The organism is Bacillus sp. GbtcB10 (genome assembly GCF_019091365.1).
In the GTDB taxonomy this organism is placed as follows: domain Bacteria; phylum Bacillota; class Bacilli; order Bacillales; family Bacillaceae; genus Bacillus; species Bacillus altitudinis.
Genome location: NZ_JAGXJP010000002.1, coordinates 178561 through 194160, shown reverse-complemented (window position 1 = coordinate 194160; position 15600 = coordinate 178561). Strand labels below are relative to the sequence as shown.

Below are 15600 nucleotides of genomic sequence, written 5' to 3'. Positions count from 1 at the left end.
AGTCAAAATGAGAGAAGCAGTGATTGTAGCTGGCGCAAGAACACCAGTAGGGAAAGCCAAAAAGGGATCATTAAAACATGTCAGACCTGATGATATGGGCGCATTGTGTGTAAAAGAAACGCTAAAGCGTGCCGGTGATTATGATGGAACAATCGATGATTTAATCATCGGATGTGCGACACCAGAAGCAGAGCAAGGGCTGAATGTGGCCCGGAATATTGGGGCATTAGCAGGTTTGCCATATACAGTACCTGCTATTACCATTAACCGCTATTGCTCTTCTGGTCTGCAGTCAATTGCTTATGCAGGTGAACGAATTATGCTTGGGCAGGCAGAAACCATTTTGGCCGGAGGCGTCGAATCGATGTCGCAAGTCCCAATGATGGGTCACTCCATTCGTCCAAACGCTCTTTTGACAGAGCAAGCGCCTGAATACTATATGAGCATGGGCCACACAGCGGAGCAAGTGGCGCAAAAGTATCAGGTCACAAGGCAAGATCAAGATGCTTTTGCGGTGAGGAGCCATCAAAAGGCAGCAAAGGCACTTCAAGAAGGGAAATTTTCAGATGAAATTGTTCCCGTTGATGTGACAGAAAGACGGGTAGGAGAGCAGAATCAACTAGAAGAACGCCAATTTACGTTCTCACAAGATGAAGGTGTCAGAGCGGGCACAACAGAGGAGGTTCTCTCAACGTTACGACCTGCCTTCTCAACAAAAGGCACAGTGACTGCAGGAAACTCTTCGCAGACGAGTGATGGAGCGGCATGTGTCATGATGATGGATCGCGAAAAAGCATCTTCTCTTTCTCTTCAGCCGCTCGCCAAGTTCAGAGCGTTTGCTGTTGGTGGTGTACCACCTGAAGTCATGGGAATTGGGCCGGTTGAAGCCATTCCGCGTGCGCTGAAAATCGCTGGTCTAGAGCTGAAGGACATCGGGCTGTTTGAATTAAATGAAGCATTTGCTTCTCAGGCGATTCAAGTCATTCGTCATTTAGGGATCGATGAAGAGAAGGTAAATGTCAACGGCGGCGCCATTGCATTAGGACATCCGCTAGGCTGTACAGGAACGAAACTCACGCTGTCCCTCATTCATGAAATGAAACGGCGAAATGAACAATTTGGTATTGTGACGATGTGTATCGGCGGGGGCATGGGAGCAGCAGGCATTTTTGAATTGATCTAAAGGGGGAAAACAGGATGAAAGCAATGGAAGAAGTAAAAAAGGGTGGCAGTTTCTTAATTGATGAGACGAATTATGAGCATATCTTTACACCAGAGGATTTCTCTGATGAACATCAAATGATCGGGAAAACAACAGAAGATTACATTTTACAAGATGTCGTTCCGCACATCGATCAAATTGAAAATCATGAATTCGAGCATTCTGTTCGTCTCTTGAAAAAGGCTGGAGAGCTTGGCCTGCTTGGTGCTGATGTTCCTGAGGAATTTGGCGGGCTTGGGCTAGATAAAATCAGCTCAGCCATCATTACTGAAAAATTTGCAAGAGCAGGCAGCTTCTCTCTTTCTTACGGCGCCCATGTTGGGATCGGTTCTTTGCCGATCGTGCTGTTCGGCAATCAAGCGCAAAAGGAAAAGTACCTGCCAGGACTCGCCTCTGGAGAAACAATTGCGGCCTATGCCCTAACAGAGCCAGGGTCAGGTTCTGATGCGCTAGGTGCGAAAACAACGGCAGTCCTGAATGAAGCTGGAACACATTATGTCCTCAATGGGGAAAAACAATGGATCACAAACTCCGCATTTGCCGATGTGTTTGTCGTGTATGCGAAGATTGATGGTGAACACTTCTCTGCTTTCATCGTAGAAAAGGATTTTCCTGGAGTCAAAACAGGACCTGAAGAGAAAAAGATGGGCATTAAAGGGTCATCGACGAGAACGTTAATCCTTGAAGATGCCGAAGTGCCAAAGGAGAATTTGCTTGGTGAAGCAGGCAGAGGTCATGTCATTGCCTTTAACATTTTGAACATTGGACGCTATAAGCTGGCTGTAGGGACAATCGGAGCATCAAAACGAGTCATTCAATTATCGGCAGAGTATGCCAATCAGCGCAAGCAGTTTAAAACACCAATTTCTCAATTTAGCTTAATTGGCGAAAAAGCAGCCAACATGTCGGCAAAGCTTTATGCCATGGAAAGTGCTGTATACCGCACAGTCGGGTTATTTGAACAAAGAATGGGTCTGTTAAGTGACGAGGAGCAAAAGGATGGGAAACAAATTGCGCAATCCATTGCAGAATATGCGATTGAATGCTCTCTTTGTAAAGTGCTTGGCTCTGAAACGCTCGATTATATTGTGGATGAAGGTGTGCAGATTCACGGCGGATATGGTTTCATGCAAGAATACGAAGTCGAAAGAGCCTATCGCGACTCACGAATTAACCGTATTTTTGAAGGAACGAACGAAATTAACCGATTGCTTGTGCCAGGCACCTTCTTGAAGAAAGCGATGAAAGGAGAGCTTCCGCTTCTTCAAAAAGCGCAAACCCTACAGGAAGAGCTAATGATGATGATGCCGGAAGAGCCGGGTGATCAGCCGCTTGATCAAGAGAAATACTTACTTGCCCATGCGAAAAAGATCGCCTTGATGGTGGCAGGTATGGCCGCCATGAAATATGGGAAAGCATTAGACAAAGAGCAAGAAATCCTTGTGAATATAGCAGATATCGTCAATGAACTCTTTGCTGCTGAGTCGGCGGTCTTGCGTACGGAAAAAGCAATCGCAGCATCAGGCACAGAAAAAAATGCACAAAAGCTTGCGTATACACAAATTTTCACGCAGGAAGCCTTTTTAAAAATTGAAGCTCATGCGAAAGAATCATTGATTGCCATGGAAGAAGGAGATTCACTCCGTATGAGTCTGTCAGCCCTTCGCAAGCTGACAAGATTCACGCCAATGAATGTCATTGCGAAAAAGCGTGAGGTGGCGAAACGAATCTTTGAAGCAGAGAAATATATCGTATAAGACGGCTGAAAAGGTGCGGATATCATGCCGCACCTTTTTGTAAGCATACATTTAGGTTTTTCATATGTTTTGTGATAAAATGTTGTCACTATTTGCAGGAGGTGAAAATGGTGGCTTTAGATTTTTACGAATACCCATCTTGCGGTACATGCCGAAAAGCAAAGAAATGGCTGGAAGAACACAATAAAGACATCAACAGCATACATATCGTCGAAGAGACGCCTGATAAAGAAACATTAAAAGCCCTTTACGAAAAAAGCGGTTTAGAGCTGAAGAAATTCTTTAATACGAGCGGTCAGAAATACAGAGAGCTGCAGCTGAAAGATAAACTTCCTGCAATGTCAGAGGACGAGCAGCTTGAATTACTTGCGTCTAACGGAATGCTAATCAAGCGTCCAATTACAACAGACGGCAAACGAGTGACAGTTGGATTTAATGAAGATACATTTAAAAGCGTCTGGAAATGATGTAACTTTCATTCAGATTGTGGTATCTTCAATATAGATTGTAAGAAAAGACTGGAGGGGTATGAAATGAGCACACCAAAAGATTTACGTTATTCAGAAGAACATGAATGGGTCAAAGTAGAAGGAGATAAGGTGCGTATCGGTATTACGCATTTTGCTCAATCTGAGCTAGGGGATATCGTGTTCGTTGAGCTTCCTGAAGTAGGAGACAAAATCACAGCGGACGAGCCTTTCGGAAGTGTAGAATCAGTCAAAACAGTTTCTGAACTATACGCACCGATTAACGGCACAATCGTTGAAGTGAACGATGAGCTTGATGACAGTCCAGAGTTCGTCAACGACTCTCCATACGAAAAAGCTTGGATGATCGTAGTAGAGCCAGCGGATGCGTCTGAAATCGAGAACTTAATGACAGCTGAGCAATATGAAGAAATGACAAAAGAAGACTAATTCATGTGAAATTGGACACTCTACCTTTATGGGGGGTGTCCAATTTGTCTTTTCAAAAAGAACAGGTGGATATAACAGAGCATGTCACTGGACGATTCAAAGAGAGCGGCATGGTGCTTTACCATCAAAACGAAGAGATTGGCACGATGATTAGTGAAAATCAATATGAATTAAAATCAGGTTATTCCTATGATCAAAACCGTTTTTATCGTCTGTCAGATACGTTGACCCATGGGACTGAAAAATATGTAGACTGTGACGATGAAAATGGCTGGTGCTAATCACAGATAAGGCTGTAGTGAGTGAATGCTACAGCCTTTTTGTTGATCAAGTGCCCAATCTTTACAACCCGAATGAAAGATTGTAATCTAAGGAAGAAGTGAATCAACGTCAAAAGGGCCAGGTGATCGTGATGAATGTCGAGATAGAAAAGGTCATCATTGTAGAAGGTAAATCAGATAAACAGAAGCTAAAAGAAGTCATAAGTGAACCTGTTACCATCATTTGCACCAATGGCACGATCAGTACATCGAAGCTGGATCAGCTTGTGGACGATTTATTCGGGAAAGACGTTTACATATTAGCAGACAGTGACGATGCTGGCGACAAACTGCGGAAGCAATTCCGAAAAGAATTCCCTGAAGCACTGCATCTTTTTGTCGACAGAACGTACCGCGAAGTGGCCGCTTCACCGTCAGCCCACATTGCATCTATTCTATTAGCTGCAAACATTGATGTTCATTCGAAATATTTATAAGGGTGACGTATATGAAAGAGATTGAAGAGCATGAATTCAAGGAGATAGAGGACGATTTATTTCTTTTGTACTTATATACACCATTTTGCGGAACATGCCAGCTGGCAAAGAAGATGCTGGCAGTGGTTGATGCCATGCAGCCGGAAGTTCCTTTTTATGAAAATAACTTAAATTACTCGCCAAGTTTTGCAAAAGCATTTGAGATCGAAAGTGTCCCTTGCTTTCTCCTGTTTAAAAAGGGTGAAATCGTGCAAAAAGGCTATGCCTTTCACTCCGTTCCATATCTTCACGAAATGATTGAAACCGCTAAATAAAGCGGTTTTTTGTCATATTTCAAGCAATTCATTTGAAAATTTGTCGAGCTATTTATAAAGGACAAGCCGATGTTTGTAGAGAAATGTTATGTATAACCAAATGACAGGGAGGTTATACATGTGGAAAATGTGAAAGCCCATGGAAGTGCAGGGCAGCGATTATTGTTAAAGCCGTTGCTCTCATCATCATCCTTGAAGATTACATTTGAGGCGGAAACGGACTCTTGTACATTGATTGTGGATGAACGTGGTGAAGTGAAGAAACTACCTGCAATTGAGTTATCGGATCTCATCTTTTATGGTGAGCGAAAAGAGATTTTGCAATTATTAGATGGAGACATGTCCTTACAGCAGCTGATCAGCAGAGGACAAGTGAAAGTGAAAGGCTCATTTCGAGCTCTTCTAAGACTAGAAGCGGTACTTTGGCTGACGAACGGTTTTTTTCGAAAAATGATAACGTAGTCGTTTACTTGGAAATTAGCGATTTACAGCGTTGACATATCTCAGATAGCATGATATTCTACGTTAGTAAAAACATGAACATCACATAAAACAACATATTTTCTCTTATTAAGAGAGGTGGAGGGACGTGCCCTATGAAACCCGGCAACCGTCAGCATAGCTGAAATTGGTGCCAATTCACTCAAAGCCGCAACGCTTTGAAAGATGAGAGAAAGGCGTATTTGATATAAAAGGCCTTTCTGCTTGCGTTGCAGTTAGGTCTTTTTTACTGACCTTGCGTCAGGCTAGAGTCATAACAGTCGGAAGAATAATTGAACGTATGTGATGGCAACCTATAGATTCAGCAAGAAAGCAGGTGAACAGACTGTGATCCATTTACAGAATGTATCAAAAACGTATCTTTCAAAAAGCGGAAATGTTGATGCCGTGAAAGACGTCAACTTGGATATCGATAAAGGTGAAATATTCGGAATTATCGGGTATAGCGGCGCTGGGAAAAGCTCCTTGATTCGCCTATTAAACGGTCTGGAGTTGCCAACAGAAGGAATCGTTGAAGTGGCAGGCAACCGGATCAATGAAGTATCGAATGCGAAACTTCGGAAAGCAAGACAAGAAATCAGCATGATTTTCCAACACTTTAACTTGCTCTGGTCAAGAACAGTGAGACAAAATATTATGTTCCCGCTCGAGATCGCAGGTGTACCAACGTCAAAACGGAGAGCTCGTGCAAACGAACTGATTAAATTGGTCGGTTTAGAAGGAAAAGAAAATGCATATCCTTCTCAGCTCAGCGGCGGGCAAAAGCAGCGTGTAGGGATTGCGAGAGCATTAGCGAATGACCCAAAAGTTCTGCTATGTGACGAAGCCACTTCTGCGCTTGATCCACAAACAACGGATTCCATCCTTGAGCTTTTAGCCGATATTAATAAACGACTAGGACTCACCATTGTATTGATCACACATGAAATGCACGTCATTCGCAAAATTTGTCATCGTGTGGCAGTGATGGAGAATGGCCGTATTGTCGAAGAAGGCGAAGTATTACGTGTCTTCAGACAGCCGAAAGAAGAAATGACGAAGCGATTCGTGAAACAGCTTGCTGAACCAGAAGAAGCAAAAGAAACGATCGAGCACGTCCTAGAGAGAGTAAAAGAAGGTCAGGTCGTCAGGTTGTCCTTTATTGGAGATTCTGCCGAACAGCCGTTGATCACGGAAATCATTCGATCCTTCAAGGTCGATGTGAACATCCTGCAAGGAAAGATTTCTCAAACGCAGGAAGGCGCGTTTGGAACACTCTTTATCCATATTAATGGAGACGAGAACGAAGTTGAAAAAGCCATCGCCTATATCCAAAGCAAACAGGTTGAAATCGAGGTGATGACACATGTTTGAGAAATGGTTTCCGAACGTTGATCTAGAGGTTATTTGGAACGCGACGGGTGAAACGGTGTATATGACACTCATTGCATTAGCGTTTGCTTTTGCTATCGGCATCATCCTTGGGCTGTTGCTCTTTTTGACAAGTAAAGGCGGTTTGTGGGAAAACAAACCAATTAATGCTGTCATCGGCGCAGTAGTCAACATTTTCAGATCGATTCCCTTTATCATATTAATCATTCTATTATTAGGATTTACTAAACTAATTATGGGCACGATATTAGGTCCAAATGCAGCATTACCAGCCCTTGTCATTGGCTCAGCCCCTTTCTACGCACGTCTTGTCGAAATTGCACTGCGTGAAGTAGACAAAGGAGTCATTGAAGCAGCACGATCTATGGGAGCAAAAACGTCGACCATTATTTTCAAAGTATTGCTTCCAGAATCACTGCCAGCCCTTATTTCAGGAATTACTGTAACAGCGATTGCTCTGATTGGCTCTACTGCGATTGCAGGAGCAATTGGAGCAGGCGGACTTGGTGACCTTGCTTATGTAGAAGGATACCAATCTGGTAATACAGATGTCACACTTGTAGCCACTGTGTTTATTCTGATCATCGTCTTTATCATTCAAATAATCGGTGATTTGATTACAAATAAAATTGATAAACGTTAAGGGAGGAATTATTCATGAAGAAATTGATTTTAAGTGCACTATTTCTAGCATTTGCAGGCATTTTAGCTGCTTGCGGTTCATCAAATAACGCAAGCGATAACAAAACCATCACGGTTGCCGCTTCAAAAACACCACATGCCGAGATTCTTGAAGAAGCAAAACCACTTCTAAAAGAAAAAGGCTACGATCTAAAAGTGAAAGTACTGAGCGATTATAAAATGTACAACAAAGCATTAGCTGAAAAAGAAGTGGATGCGAACTTTTTCCAACATATCCCTTACTTGAACGAAGAAAATAAATCAAACAAAGATTACAACTTAGTGAGTGCTGGTGCCGTTCACCTTGAGCCTTTCGGTATCTACTCTAAGAAATACAAATCAGTAAAAGATATTCCAAACGGCGGCACGATCATCATGACAAACAACGTAGCTGAGCAAGGACGTATGCTTGCCCTATTACAAAATGCTGGTGTGATCAAGCTTGATCCAAAAGTAGATACAATCAACGCAACAGTCAAAAACATCAAAGAAAACCCGAAGAACCTAAAATTCAAAAAAATCGCTCCTGAACTAACAGCGAAAGCTTATGAAAACAGTGAAGGCGACGCTGTATTTATCAACGTTAACTATGCGATCCAAAATAAATTGAATCCGAAAAAAGATTCAATCGAACTTGAGCAAACGAAAAACAACCCGTATGCAAACATCGTCGCTGTTCGCAAAGGTGACGAAAAATCAGAGAAGATCAAGGTATTAATGGAAGTTCTTCACTCTGATAAAATCAAAGAATTCATCGACAAAAAGTATGATGGTGCAGTATTGCCTGTATCTGAATAACAACTTGTAAACCTCGCTTCATGAAAGCGAGGTTTTTTTGTGTATTTTTTCAAATCTCGCTCATAATAAAAACGAACAAATGACTTGAAGGGATGGAATGAAGATGAATGAACAACATATGAGCGGATCGATGCAACAATCACTGACGGATTATAAAACGGCAATGGGTGAATTTCAGAAGAAAATGCCGGTGTTTGGCAAGAAATTTAATGAATTTACGGAGCAGTGCTTTCAGAGCGATTCCTTAACACAAAAAGAAAAACAAATGATTGCCCTTGGCATCAGCATTCATGCACAAGATGAATATTGCATGATCTATCATACAAAGGGAGCGCTCGACCAAGGCGCAACAGAAGAGAATTTGCTGGAGGTCGTCAGTGTGGCGGCAGCGTTTGGCGGCGGTGCTGCGCTAAGTCAAGGCATCACAGTTGTTCAGCAATGTATTGATGAATTTGGAGGACAGACGCATTAAGGGAAGGATAAGATGGTATTTTTCCAAATCAGGGAGTTGAGTCGTTCTCAGCCGGTTGTGTGAGAAAATATGCCAGCATAGCGTGTTATATCCCTTTTGAGTGAAGCAGCATGCCTTTGATACAATGAAGCTACACTCAAAGAAGGGAATGGTTTATTATTTGTTCGGACCAGAGTACACTGGGATTGGATTATACCGCCGAGATGGAAAAGGCCATGCATCAATCTCATGGCATGAGTTATGCAGAGTACGAAAGAGACCATGACTTACGAATGAAAGTAGAACTTAAACGAGAGAAGTCCTATCGAGATGAGAAAAGACAGCTCGCAAAAATGAATATACGAGGCTATTGATAGCTAAGGGGCGGGGAGAATAGTTTCCCGTCCTTTCTTTATGAAAACAGTCTTTTCGACATAAATCCTTTTATCTACCTGTATTTTTTGTTAGAATTTTGAGAGCATCCTCTCACGCTTGTCGTGAATGTGTTGTATTCACTTTTAATTTGTTATAAAATTAGAATGAGAATAAATTGAGAATAATGATTATTTTGGAGGTATCGATATATGACTGCTTCGACATTAACAATTAAGGACTTGCACGTTGAGATTGAAGGGAAAGAAATCTTAAAAGGTGTAAACCTAGAAATAAAAGGTGGAGAATTCCACGCAGTAATGGGACCAAACGGTACAGGTAAATCTACTTTATCTGCTGCAATCATGGGCCACCCTAAGTATGAAGTGACAAAAGGCAGCATTTTGCTTGATGGCGAAGATGTTCTTGAAATGGAAGTAGATGAGCGCGCTCAAGCGGGTCTTTTCCTTGCAATGCAATATCCATCTGAAATTAGTGGTGTAACAAATGCAGACTTCCTTCGTTCGGCTATTAACGCACGCAGAGAAGAAGGCGATGAAATCTCTCTCATGAAATTCATCCGCAAAATGGACGAAAACATGGAATTCCTTGAAATGGACCCAGATATGGCACAGCGCTACCTAAACGAAGGTTTCTCAGGCGGGGAGAAAAAACGTAACGAAATTCTTCAATTAATGATGATTGAACCAAAAATCGCCATCCTTGACGAAATCGACTCTGGTCTTGATATCGATGCACTGAAAGTTGTTTCTAAAGGGATTAATAAAATGCGAGGCGAAAGCTTCGGCTGCTTAATGATCACTCACTATCAGCGCCTATTGAACTACATCACACCAGATCACGTTCATGTTATGATGCAAGGACGTATTGTGAAATCTGGCGGACCAGAACTCGCGCAGCGTCTAGAAGCAGAAGGTTATGACTGGATTAAAAAAGAGTTAGGAATTGAAGACGAAACTGTTGGTCAAGAAGCGTAAGCGTTAGGAGGATTATTGATGACATTAGAAACGAAATTATCAGTAGATCAAGATTATGTCAAAAGCTTCTCCGAGAAGCATCAGGAACCGGCATGGATGAGTTCCCTTCGCTTACAGGCTCTTGAAAAAGCAGAAGACCTTCCAATGCCAAAGCCTGACAAAACGAATATTTCAAAATGGAATTTAACCAATTTCAAACAGCATACAGTTGAAAGTGCGCCATTTGGATCTTTAGAAGAGCTTCCTGAAGAAGTGAAATCTCTTATTGATTTAGAGGACACAGATAAGACAGTCTATATTCAGCGTGATCAAACGCCAGCATACTTGTCTCTTTCTAATGAAGCAAAAGACAAAGGCGTGATCTTCACTGATATCCATACTGCGATTCGCGAACATGGAGACCTAGTGAAGAAATATTTCATGACTGATGCAGTGAAAGTGGATGAGCACAAACTAACAGCTCTACATGCTGCTTTAGTGAATGGCGGAGCTTTCCTCTATGTACCGAAAAACGTAGAGCTTGAAGCACCAATTCAAGCCGTTTATCTTCATGAAAATGACGAAACAACGTTGTTCAACCATGTCATCGTTGTAGCAGACGATCATAGTGCTGTGACATATGTCGAAAACTACATCAGTACGGCAACACCAGAAGAAGCGATCTTCAATATCGTGTCTGAAGTCTTCACAGGTGCAAATGCCCGCGTCACTTACGGTGCAGTGGATAACCTTGCAGAAGGTGTGACAGTCTATGTGAATAGACGTGGTATGGCAAATGGTCGTGACAGTAAAATCGAATGGGCGCTTGGTCTGATGAATGATGGAGACGTTGTGTCTGAAAACATCACAAAGCTTATGGGCGACGGTACATTCGGAGATACGAAATCAGTTGTTGTTGGCCGCGGGAATCAAACGGAAAACTTCACAACAAGCATCATCCACTTCGGTAAAAACTCTGAAGGGTATATCTTGAAGCATGGTGTCATGAAGGATCAAGCATCCTCTATCTTTAACGGAATTGGTAAAATCGAGCATGGCGCAACGAAGTCAAATGCAGAGCAAGAATCTCGTGTTCTCATGCTGAGTGAGAAAGCACGCGGTGACGCTAACCCAATTCTTTTAATCGATGAAGATGATGTAACAGCAGGACACGCTGCGTCTGTTGGGCGTGTTGATCCAATTCAACTCTATTACCTCATGAGCCGTGGGATTTCCAAAGAAGATGCAGAAAGACTTGTCATTTATGGCTTCTTAAATCCAGTCGTCAAAGAACTGCCGATTGAAGGAGTTAAAAAGCAGCTCGTTTCTGTGATTGAAAGGAAAGTAAAATAATGAATATCAAAGACGTTCGTGAGCAGTTTCCAATCCTTCATCAGCAAGTGAACGGACATGATTTGGTGTATTTGGACAGTGCAGCGACATCTCAAAAACCACGAGTTGTCATTGATGCAATGAATGAGTATTACCGGTCTTACAACTCGAACGTCCACCGGGGTGTTCATACCCTTGGCACAAAAGCAACGGACGCATACGAGGGTGCAAGAGAAAAAGTTCGAGCATTCATTGGCGCTTCTTCTGTCCAGGAGATTATTTTTACTAGAGGTACAACAACAGCACTGAACACAGTGGCAATCAGCTATGCTAGAGCAAACCTTAAAGAAGGCGATGAGATCGTCATTACGCATATGGAACATCATGCGAATATCATCCCTTGGCAGCAGGCAGCAAAAGCAACTGGCGCCACATTGAAATATATTCCGTTACAGGAAGACGGCACGCTGTCGCTTGAAGATGTGAAGCAAACCATCACACATCAAACGAAAATCGTTGCTGTCACACATGTCTCAAACGTATTAGGAACCATCAACCCAATTAAAGACATCGCAAAGATTGCTCACGATCACGGTGCAATTATCGTCGTCGATGGTGCCCAGAGCACCCCGCACATGCAAATTGATGTTCAGGACTTGGATTGCGACTTTTTCGCCTTCTCTGGGCATAAAATGTGTGGACCGACTGGCATTGGTGTTCTTTACGGGAAGAAGGACCTTTTGAATAATATGGAGCCTGCTGAGTTTGGCGGTGAAATGATCGACTTTGTGGATCTATATGATTCTACATGGAAAGAGCTGCCGTGGAAATTTGAAGCGGGAACACCGATTATTGCAGGAGCAGTTGGACTCGGAAAAGCGATTGATTTCTTAAATGACATCGGTATGGAGGAAGTCAGCCGTTACGAGCATCAGCTTGCGACTTACGCACTTGAGCGCTTTAAGGAGCTTGAAGGTGCCACGGTTTACGGACCGCAGCACCGAGCTGGACTTGTGACGTTTAACTTAGACGACGTCCATCCTCATGATGCCTCAACTGTTCTAGATACGGAAGGTGTCGCCATTCGTGCTGGACATCACTGTGCACAGCCGCTCATGAAATGGCTTGGTGTATCAGCGACTGCAAGAGCAAGCTTCTATCTGTACAATACAGAAGAGGAGATTGACGAGCTCATGGCAGCGCTCCGTAAGACAAAGGAGTATTTTACGAATGTCTTTTAATGTAAACTTAGACACACTGTACAGACAAGTGATTATGGATCATTATAAAAATCCGAGAAACAAAGGTGTGTTAAACGACAGCATTGTCGTCGATATGAACAACCCTACGTGTGGTGACCGCATTCGTCTCACGATGAAAATCGAAGACGAAAAAGTCATCGATGCGAAATTTGAAGGAGAAGGATGCTCGATTTCGATGGCATCTGCCTCTATGATGACGCAGGCGATTAAAGGGAAAGATATTGAAACAGCTTTGAAAATGTCTCAGATTTTCTCCGATATGATGCTAGGAAAAGAATACGACGATTCCATTGATCTTGGTGACATTGAGGCGCTGCAGGGAGTCGCAAAATTCCCAGCGCGCATCAAATGTGCAACATTATCCTGGAAGGCGCTTGAAAAAGGCGCATCTGCCGAAGATAACGGCAAATCATAAGATTGGAGTGAAAATGGATGGCTAAAAAAATGCCAGATGTTGGTGAATATAAATACGGCTTTTCTGATAAAGACGTTTCCATTTTCCGTTCAGAGCGCGGACTGACAAAAGAGATCGTTGAAGAAATTTCTCGTATGAAAGAAGAGCCTCAGTGGATGCTCGACTTCCGTTTGAAATCTCTTGAGCACTTTTACAACATGCCGATGCCACAATGGGGCGGAGATTTAAATGCATTAAACTTTGATGAAATTACGTACTACGTAAAACCATCAGAACGCTCTGAGCGTTCTTGGGATGAAGTACCAGAAGAAATCAAACAGACCTTTGATAAGCTTGGAATCCCTGAAGCAGAGCAAAAGTACTTAGCAGGTGTATCTGCTCAGTATGAATCTGAAGTTGTGTATCACAACATGAAGCAAGATCTTGAAGATCTAGGCATTGTGTTTAAAGATACAGACAGTGCATTAAAAGAGAACGAAGACATCTTCCGTGAGCACTGGGCAAAAGTCATTCCTCCGACTGACAACAAATTTGCTGCGCTTAACTCGGCTGTATGGTCTGGTGGTTCATTCATCTACGTACCAAAAGGCGTAAAAGTAGATACACCACTTCAAGCATACTTCCGAATCAACTCTGAGAACATGGGTCAGTTCGAACGTACACTGATCATCGTTGATGAAGGCGCACATGTACATTACGTAGAAGGTTGTACAGCTCCAGTTTACACAACAAACTCACTTCATAGTGCGGTTGTTGAAATTATCGTGAAAAAAGGCGGCTACTGCCGTTATACAACGATTCAAAACTGGGCAAACAACGTCTTCAACCTTGTGACAAAACGTACAGTATGTGAAGAGAATGCAACAATGGAATGGATTGATGGAAACATCGGTTCTAAGCTGACAATGAAATACCCAGCGGTTATCCTAAAAGGTGAAGGCGCTCGTGGTATGACATTAAGTATTGCCCTAGCAGGTAAAGGTCAGCACCAAGATGCAGGTGCAAAAATGATTCACCTTGCACCAAACACATCTTCAACGATCGTATCGAAATCGATTTCCAAACAAGGCGGTAAAGTCACATACCGCGGAATCGTTCACTTCGGACGCAAAGCAGAGGGTGCACGCTCAAACATCGAGTGTGACACACTCATCATGGATAACAAATCAACATCTGATACGATCCCTTACAATGAAATCTTAAACGACAACATTTCATTAGAGCACGAAGCGAAGGTATCAAAAGTATCAGAAGAGCAGCTATTCTACTTGATGAGCCGCGGAATTTCTGAAGAAGAAGCAACAGAAATGATCGTCATGGGCTTCATCGAGCCATTCACAAAAGAACTGCCAATGGAATACGCCGTTGAAATGAACCGTTTGATTAAGTTTGAAATGGAAGGTTCTATTGGTTAATACAGAGGGTTGAAAATGATTGATATAAGAGGTTGATGAAGCGTGCCGAATTTGTGCCGATCAAGATGACCTTTTAGTGTATGAGACGAACTTTTTAAGTTCGTCTTTTTCTATTTCATTGGTTACATCTAAGTTGACTATGTATAAAAAAATGTAAAAAATCTTTATTGAATGATACTGGAGTTAAGATTCCTCTTTTCACTAAGAAGGTTAAAGGTAGACAAAAGTGGAAAAATCCTACATCTGGTTGGTCCATTTTAAGAGATTTTGGGAAAGGGAATTCTCATGGAGGAAGTTACTACAAATTAATGAATAAATCCGGAGAGCGTATAGCTACACTAAATAAAAGTGGTCGAGTATGAATAAAATAAGAATTGTACATAAAAGAATGAATGGAGAATGAGATATGGTTCACCTAGATTATTTACAAAGTGAATTCAATATTGATTTAATTAATGATTCCTTTAACGAGTTACCTCTAAGCCTTCATATTCAACTCGAAAAAGACATGTATCAGTTTAATGATCAAGGCCATTTAAATCCTCAATATTTTAATAAGGTTTATAATGTTGCAATAAGTATATTTGATGAACTTTTTGGGGAGAACGATTTATTGTTCGTCGTCACAATTGTTCGAAGCGAGCATTCATTACAGAGGCCGATAGGAGTATATAGTAAGTATTCAAAAAAAATTAATAAATATAGACTCAATGTCAAAAATTCTAAAGATGAGAATGGAAAAGTCATTCAATATTCTTTAGAAACAAAAAAACAGCATATAGAGTACAAGAAAATAATCAAGGCAATATGTAATCAAGATTTTAAAAGTATGGCTCCGAGGTTCAATGACAAATATAGTAGTTATCCTGAAATTTTCTTTATAAATAAAGATTTTATTTATCATATTTATGATGACAGAGGGGCATTCTTATTATTTAAGGATGAGAGAAAGTATGAAAAATTTAAAGCAAAGTATAGTACTTTACTGGTAGGAGAAGATTATAATTAAAAGAAACTCTCTTATTGTTAATTTCCTCATTTGCGTTTGACCGCATTGA

19 protein-coding genes and 1 riboswitch are annotated in these 15600 nt (G+C 41.8%); all 19 genes read left to right on the top strand.

Translation table 11 applies throughout. The annotated features are described in order from the left end of the window. Positions 1-7 precede the first annotated feature (7 nt). Positions 8-1183: an acetyl-CoA C-acetyltransferase gene (locus KVT11_RS06435; RefSeq protein WP_019743167.1), complete on the top strand. Its 1176-nt coding sequence runs from the start codon at positions 8-10 to the stop codon at positions 1181-1183. 14 nt (positions 1184-1197) lie between these two features. Continuing rightward, a complete protein-coding gene (locus tag KVT11_RS06430; protein ID WP_017359285.1) occupies positions 1198-2979 on the top strand; it encodes an acyl-CoA dehydrogenase family protein in 1782 nt (593 codons plus the stop codon). Between the two features lie 110 nt (positions 2980-3089). Further along, on the top strand, positions 3090-3446 hold the full coding sequence (locus tag KVT11_RS06425; RefSeq protein WP_008356673.1) for an arsenate reductase family protein: 357 nt from the start codon (positions 3090-3092) through the stop codon (positions 3444-3446). 66 nt (positions 3447-3512) lie between these two features. Further along, the gene (gene gcvH, locus KVT11_RS06420; protein ID WP_008347039.1) at positions 3513-3896 is read left to right on the top strand and encodes a glycine cleavage system protein GcvH; all 384 of its coding nucleotides are present in this window, start codon (positions 3513-3515) and stop codon (positions 3894-3896) included. 44 nt (positions 3897-3940) lie between these two features. Beyond that, the gene (locus KVT11_RS06415) at positions 3941-4177 is read left to right on the top strand and encodes a YusG family protein (RefSeq protein ID WP_008347037.1); all 237 of its coding nucleotides are present in this window, start codon (positions 3941-3943) and stop codon (positions 4175-4177) included. Positions 4178-4308: 131 nt separating this feature from the next. After that, a complete protein-coding gene (locus tag KVT11_RS06410) occupies positions 4309-4653 on the top strand; it encodes a toprim domain-containing protein (protein ID WP_008347035.1) in 345 nt (114 codons plus the stop codon). Between the two features lie 11 nt (positions 4654-4664). Beyond that, positions 4665-4967, top strand: coding sequence for a thioredoxin family protein (locus KVT11_RS06405; RefSeq protein WP_007500346.1), 303 nt, complete (start codon positions 4665-4667; stop codon positions 4965-4967). A gap of 120 nt (positions 4968-5087) precedes the next feature. After that, positions 5088-5429 carry an SCP2 sterol-binding domain-containing protein gene (locus tag KVT11_RS06400; protein ID WP_008347033.1) on the top strand — a complete coding sequence of 114 codons (342 nt, stop codon included), beginning with the start codon at positions 5088-5090 and terminating at the stop codon, positions 5427-5429. Positions 5430-5531: 102 nt separating this feature from the next. After that, a riboswitch (SAM riboswitch) is annotated at positions 5532-5640 on the top strand. Between the two features lie 155 nt (positions 5641-5795). Continuing rightward, complete coding sequence (locus KVT11_RS06395) at positions 5796-6821, top strand: methionine ABC transporter ATP-binding protein (RefSeq protein ID WP_017359288.1); 1026 nt, start codon at positions 5796-5798, stop codon at positions 6819-6821. Then, the gene (locus KVT11_RS06390; protein ID WP_025207943.1) at positions 6814-7482 is read left to right on the top strand and encodes a methionine ABC transporter permease; all 669 of its coding nucleotides are present in this window, start codon (positions 6814-6816) and stop codon (positions 7480-7482) included. Before KVT11_RS06395 ends, KVT11_RS06390 begins: the two co-directional genes overlap by 8 nt. Positions 7483-7496: 14 nt before the next feature. Continuing rightward, positions 7497-8318: a methionine ABC transporter substrate-binding lipoprotein MetQ gene (gene metQ, locus KVT11_RS06385; RefSeq protein ID WP_007500351.1), complete on the top strand. Its 822-nt coding sequence runs from the start codon at positions 7497-7499 to the stop codon at positions 8316-8318. 103 nt (positions 8319-8421) lie between these two features. Further along, on the top strand, positions 8422-8790 hold the full coding sequence (locus KVT11_RS06380) for a carboxymuconolactone decarboxylase family protein (protein WP_003212803.1): 369 nt from the start codon (positions 8422-8424) through the stop codon (positions 8788-8790). A gap of 215 nt (positions 8791-9005) precedes the next feature. Beyond that, positions 9006-9143, top strand: coding sequence for a YuzK family famiily protein (locus KVT11_RS06375; protein WP_210552480.1), 138 nt, complete (start codon positions 9006-9008; stop codon positions 9141-9143). 210 nt (positions 9144-9353) lie between these two features. Then, positions 9354-10139 (top strand): Fe-S cluster assembly ATPase SufC, encoded by a 786-nt coding sequence (gene sufC / locus KVT11_RS06370; RefSeq protein ID WP_007500355.1) that lies wholly within the window; start codon positions 9354-9356, stop codon positions 10137-10139. Positions 10140-10157: 18 nt separating this feature from the next. Continuing rightward, positions 10158-11471 carry a Fe-S cluster assembly protein SufD gene (gene sufD / locus KVT11_RS06365; protein ID WP_017359290.1) on the top strand — a complete coding sequence of 438 codons (1314 nt, stop codon included), beginning with the start codon at positions 10158-10160 and terminating at the stop codon, positions 11469-11471. Next, positions 11471-12691 (top strand): cysteine desulfurase, encoded by a 1221-nt coding sequence (locus tag KVT11_RS06360; RefSeq protein ID WP_007500359.1) that lies wholly within the window; start codon positions 11471-11473, stop codon positions 12689-12691. The genes sufD and KVT11_RS06360 overlap by 1 nt, the downstream gene beginning before the upstream one ends. Next, positions 12681-13127, top strand: a complete 447-nt coding sequence (sufU, locus tag KVT11_RS06355; protein WP_008347017.1) for a Fe-S cluster assembly sulfur transfer protein SufU — start codon at positions 12681-12683, stop codon at positions 13125-13127. The genes KVT11_RS06360 and sufU overlap by 11 nt, the downstream gene beginning before the upstream one ends. Before the next feature lie 17 nt (positions 13128-13144). Beyond that, positions 13145-14542, top strand: coding sequence for a Fe-S cluster assembly protein SufB (sufB, locus tag KVT11_RS06350; RefSeq protein ID WP_007500362.1), 1398 nt, complete (start codon positions 13145-13147; stop codon positions 14540-14542). A 406-nt stretch (positions 14543-14948) separates the two neighbouring features. Then, on the top strand, positions 14949-15551 hold the full coding sequence (locus KVT11_RS06345; RefSeq protein WP_046526625.1) for a DUF3885 domain-containing protein: 603 nt from the start codon (positions 14949-14951) through the stop codon (positions 15549-15551). Positions 15552-15600 lie beyond the last annotated feature (49 nt).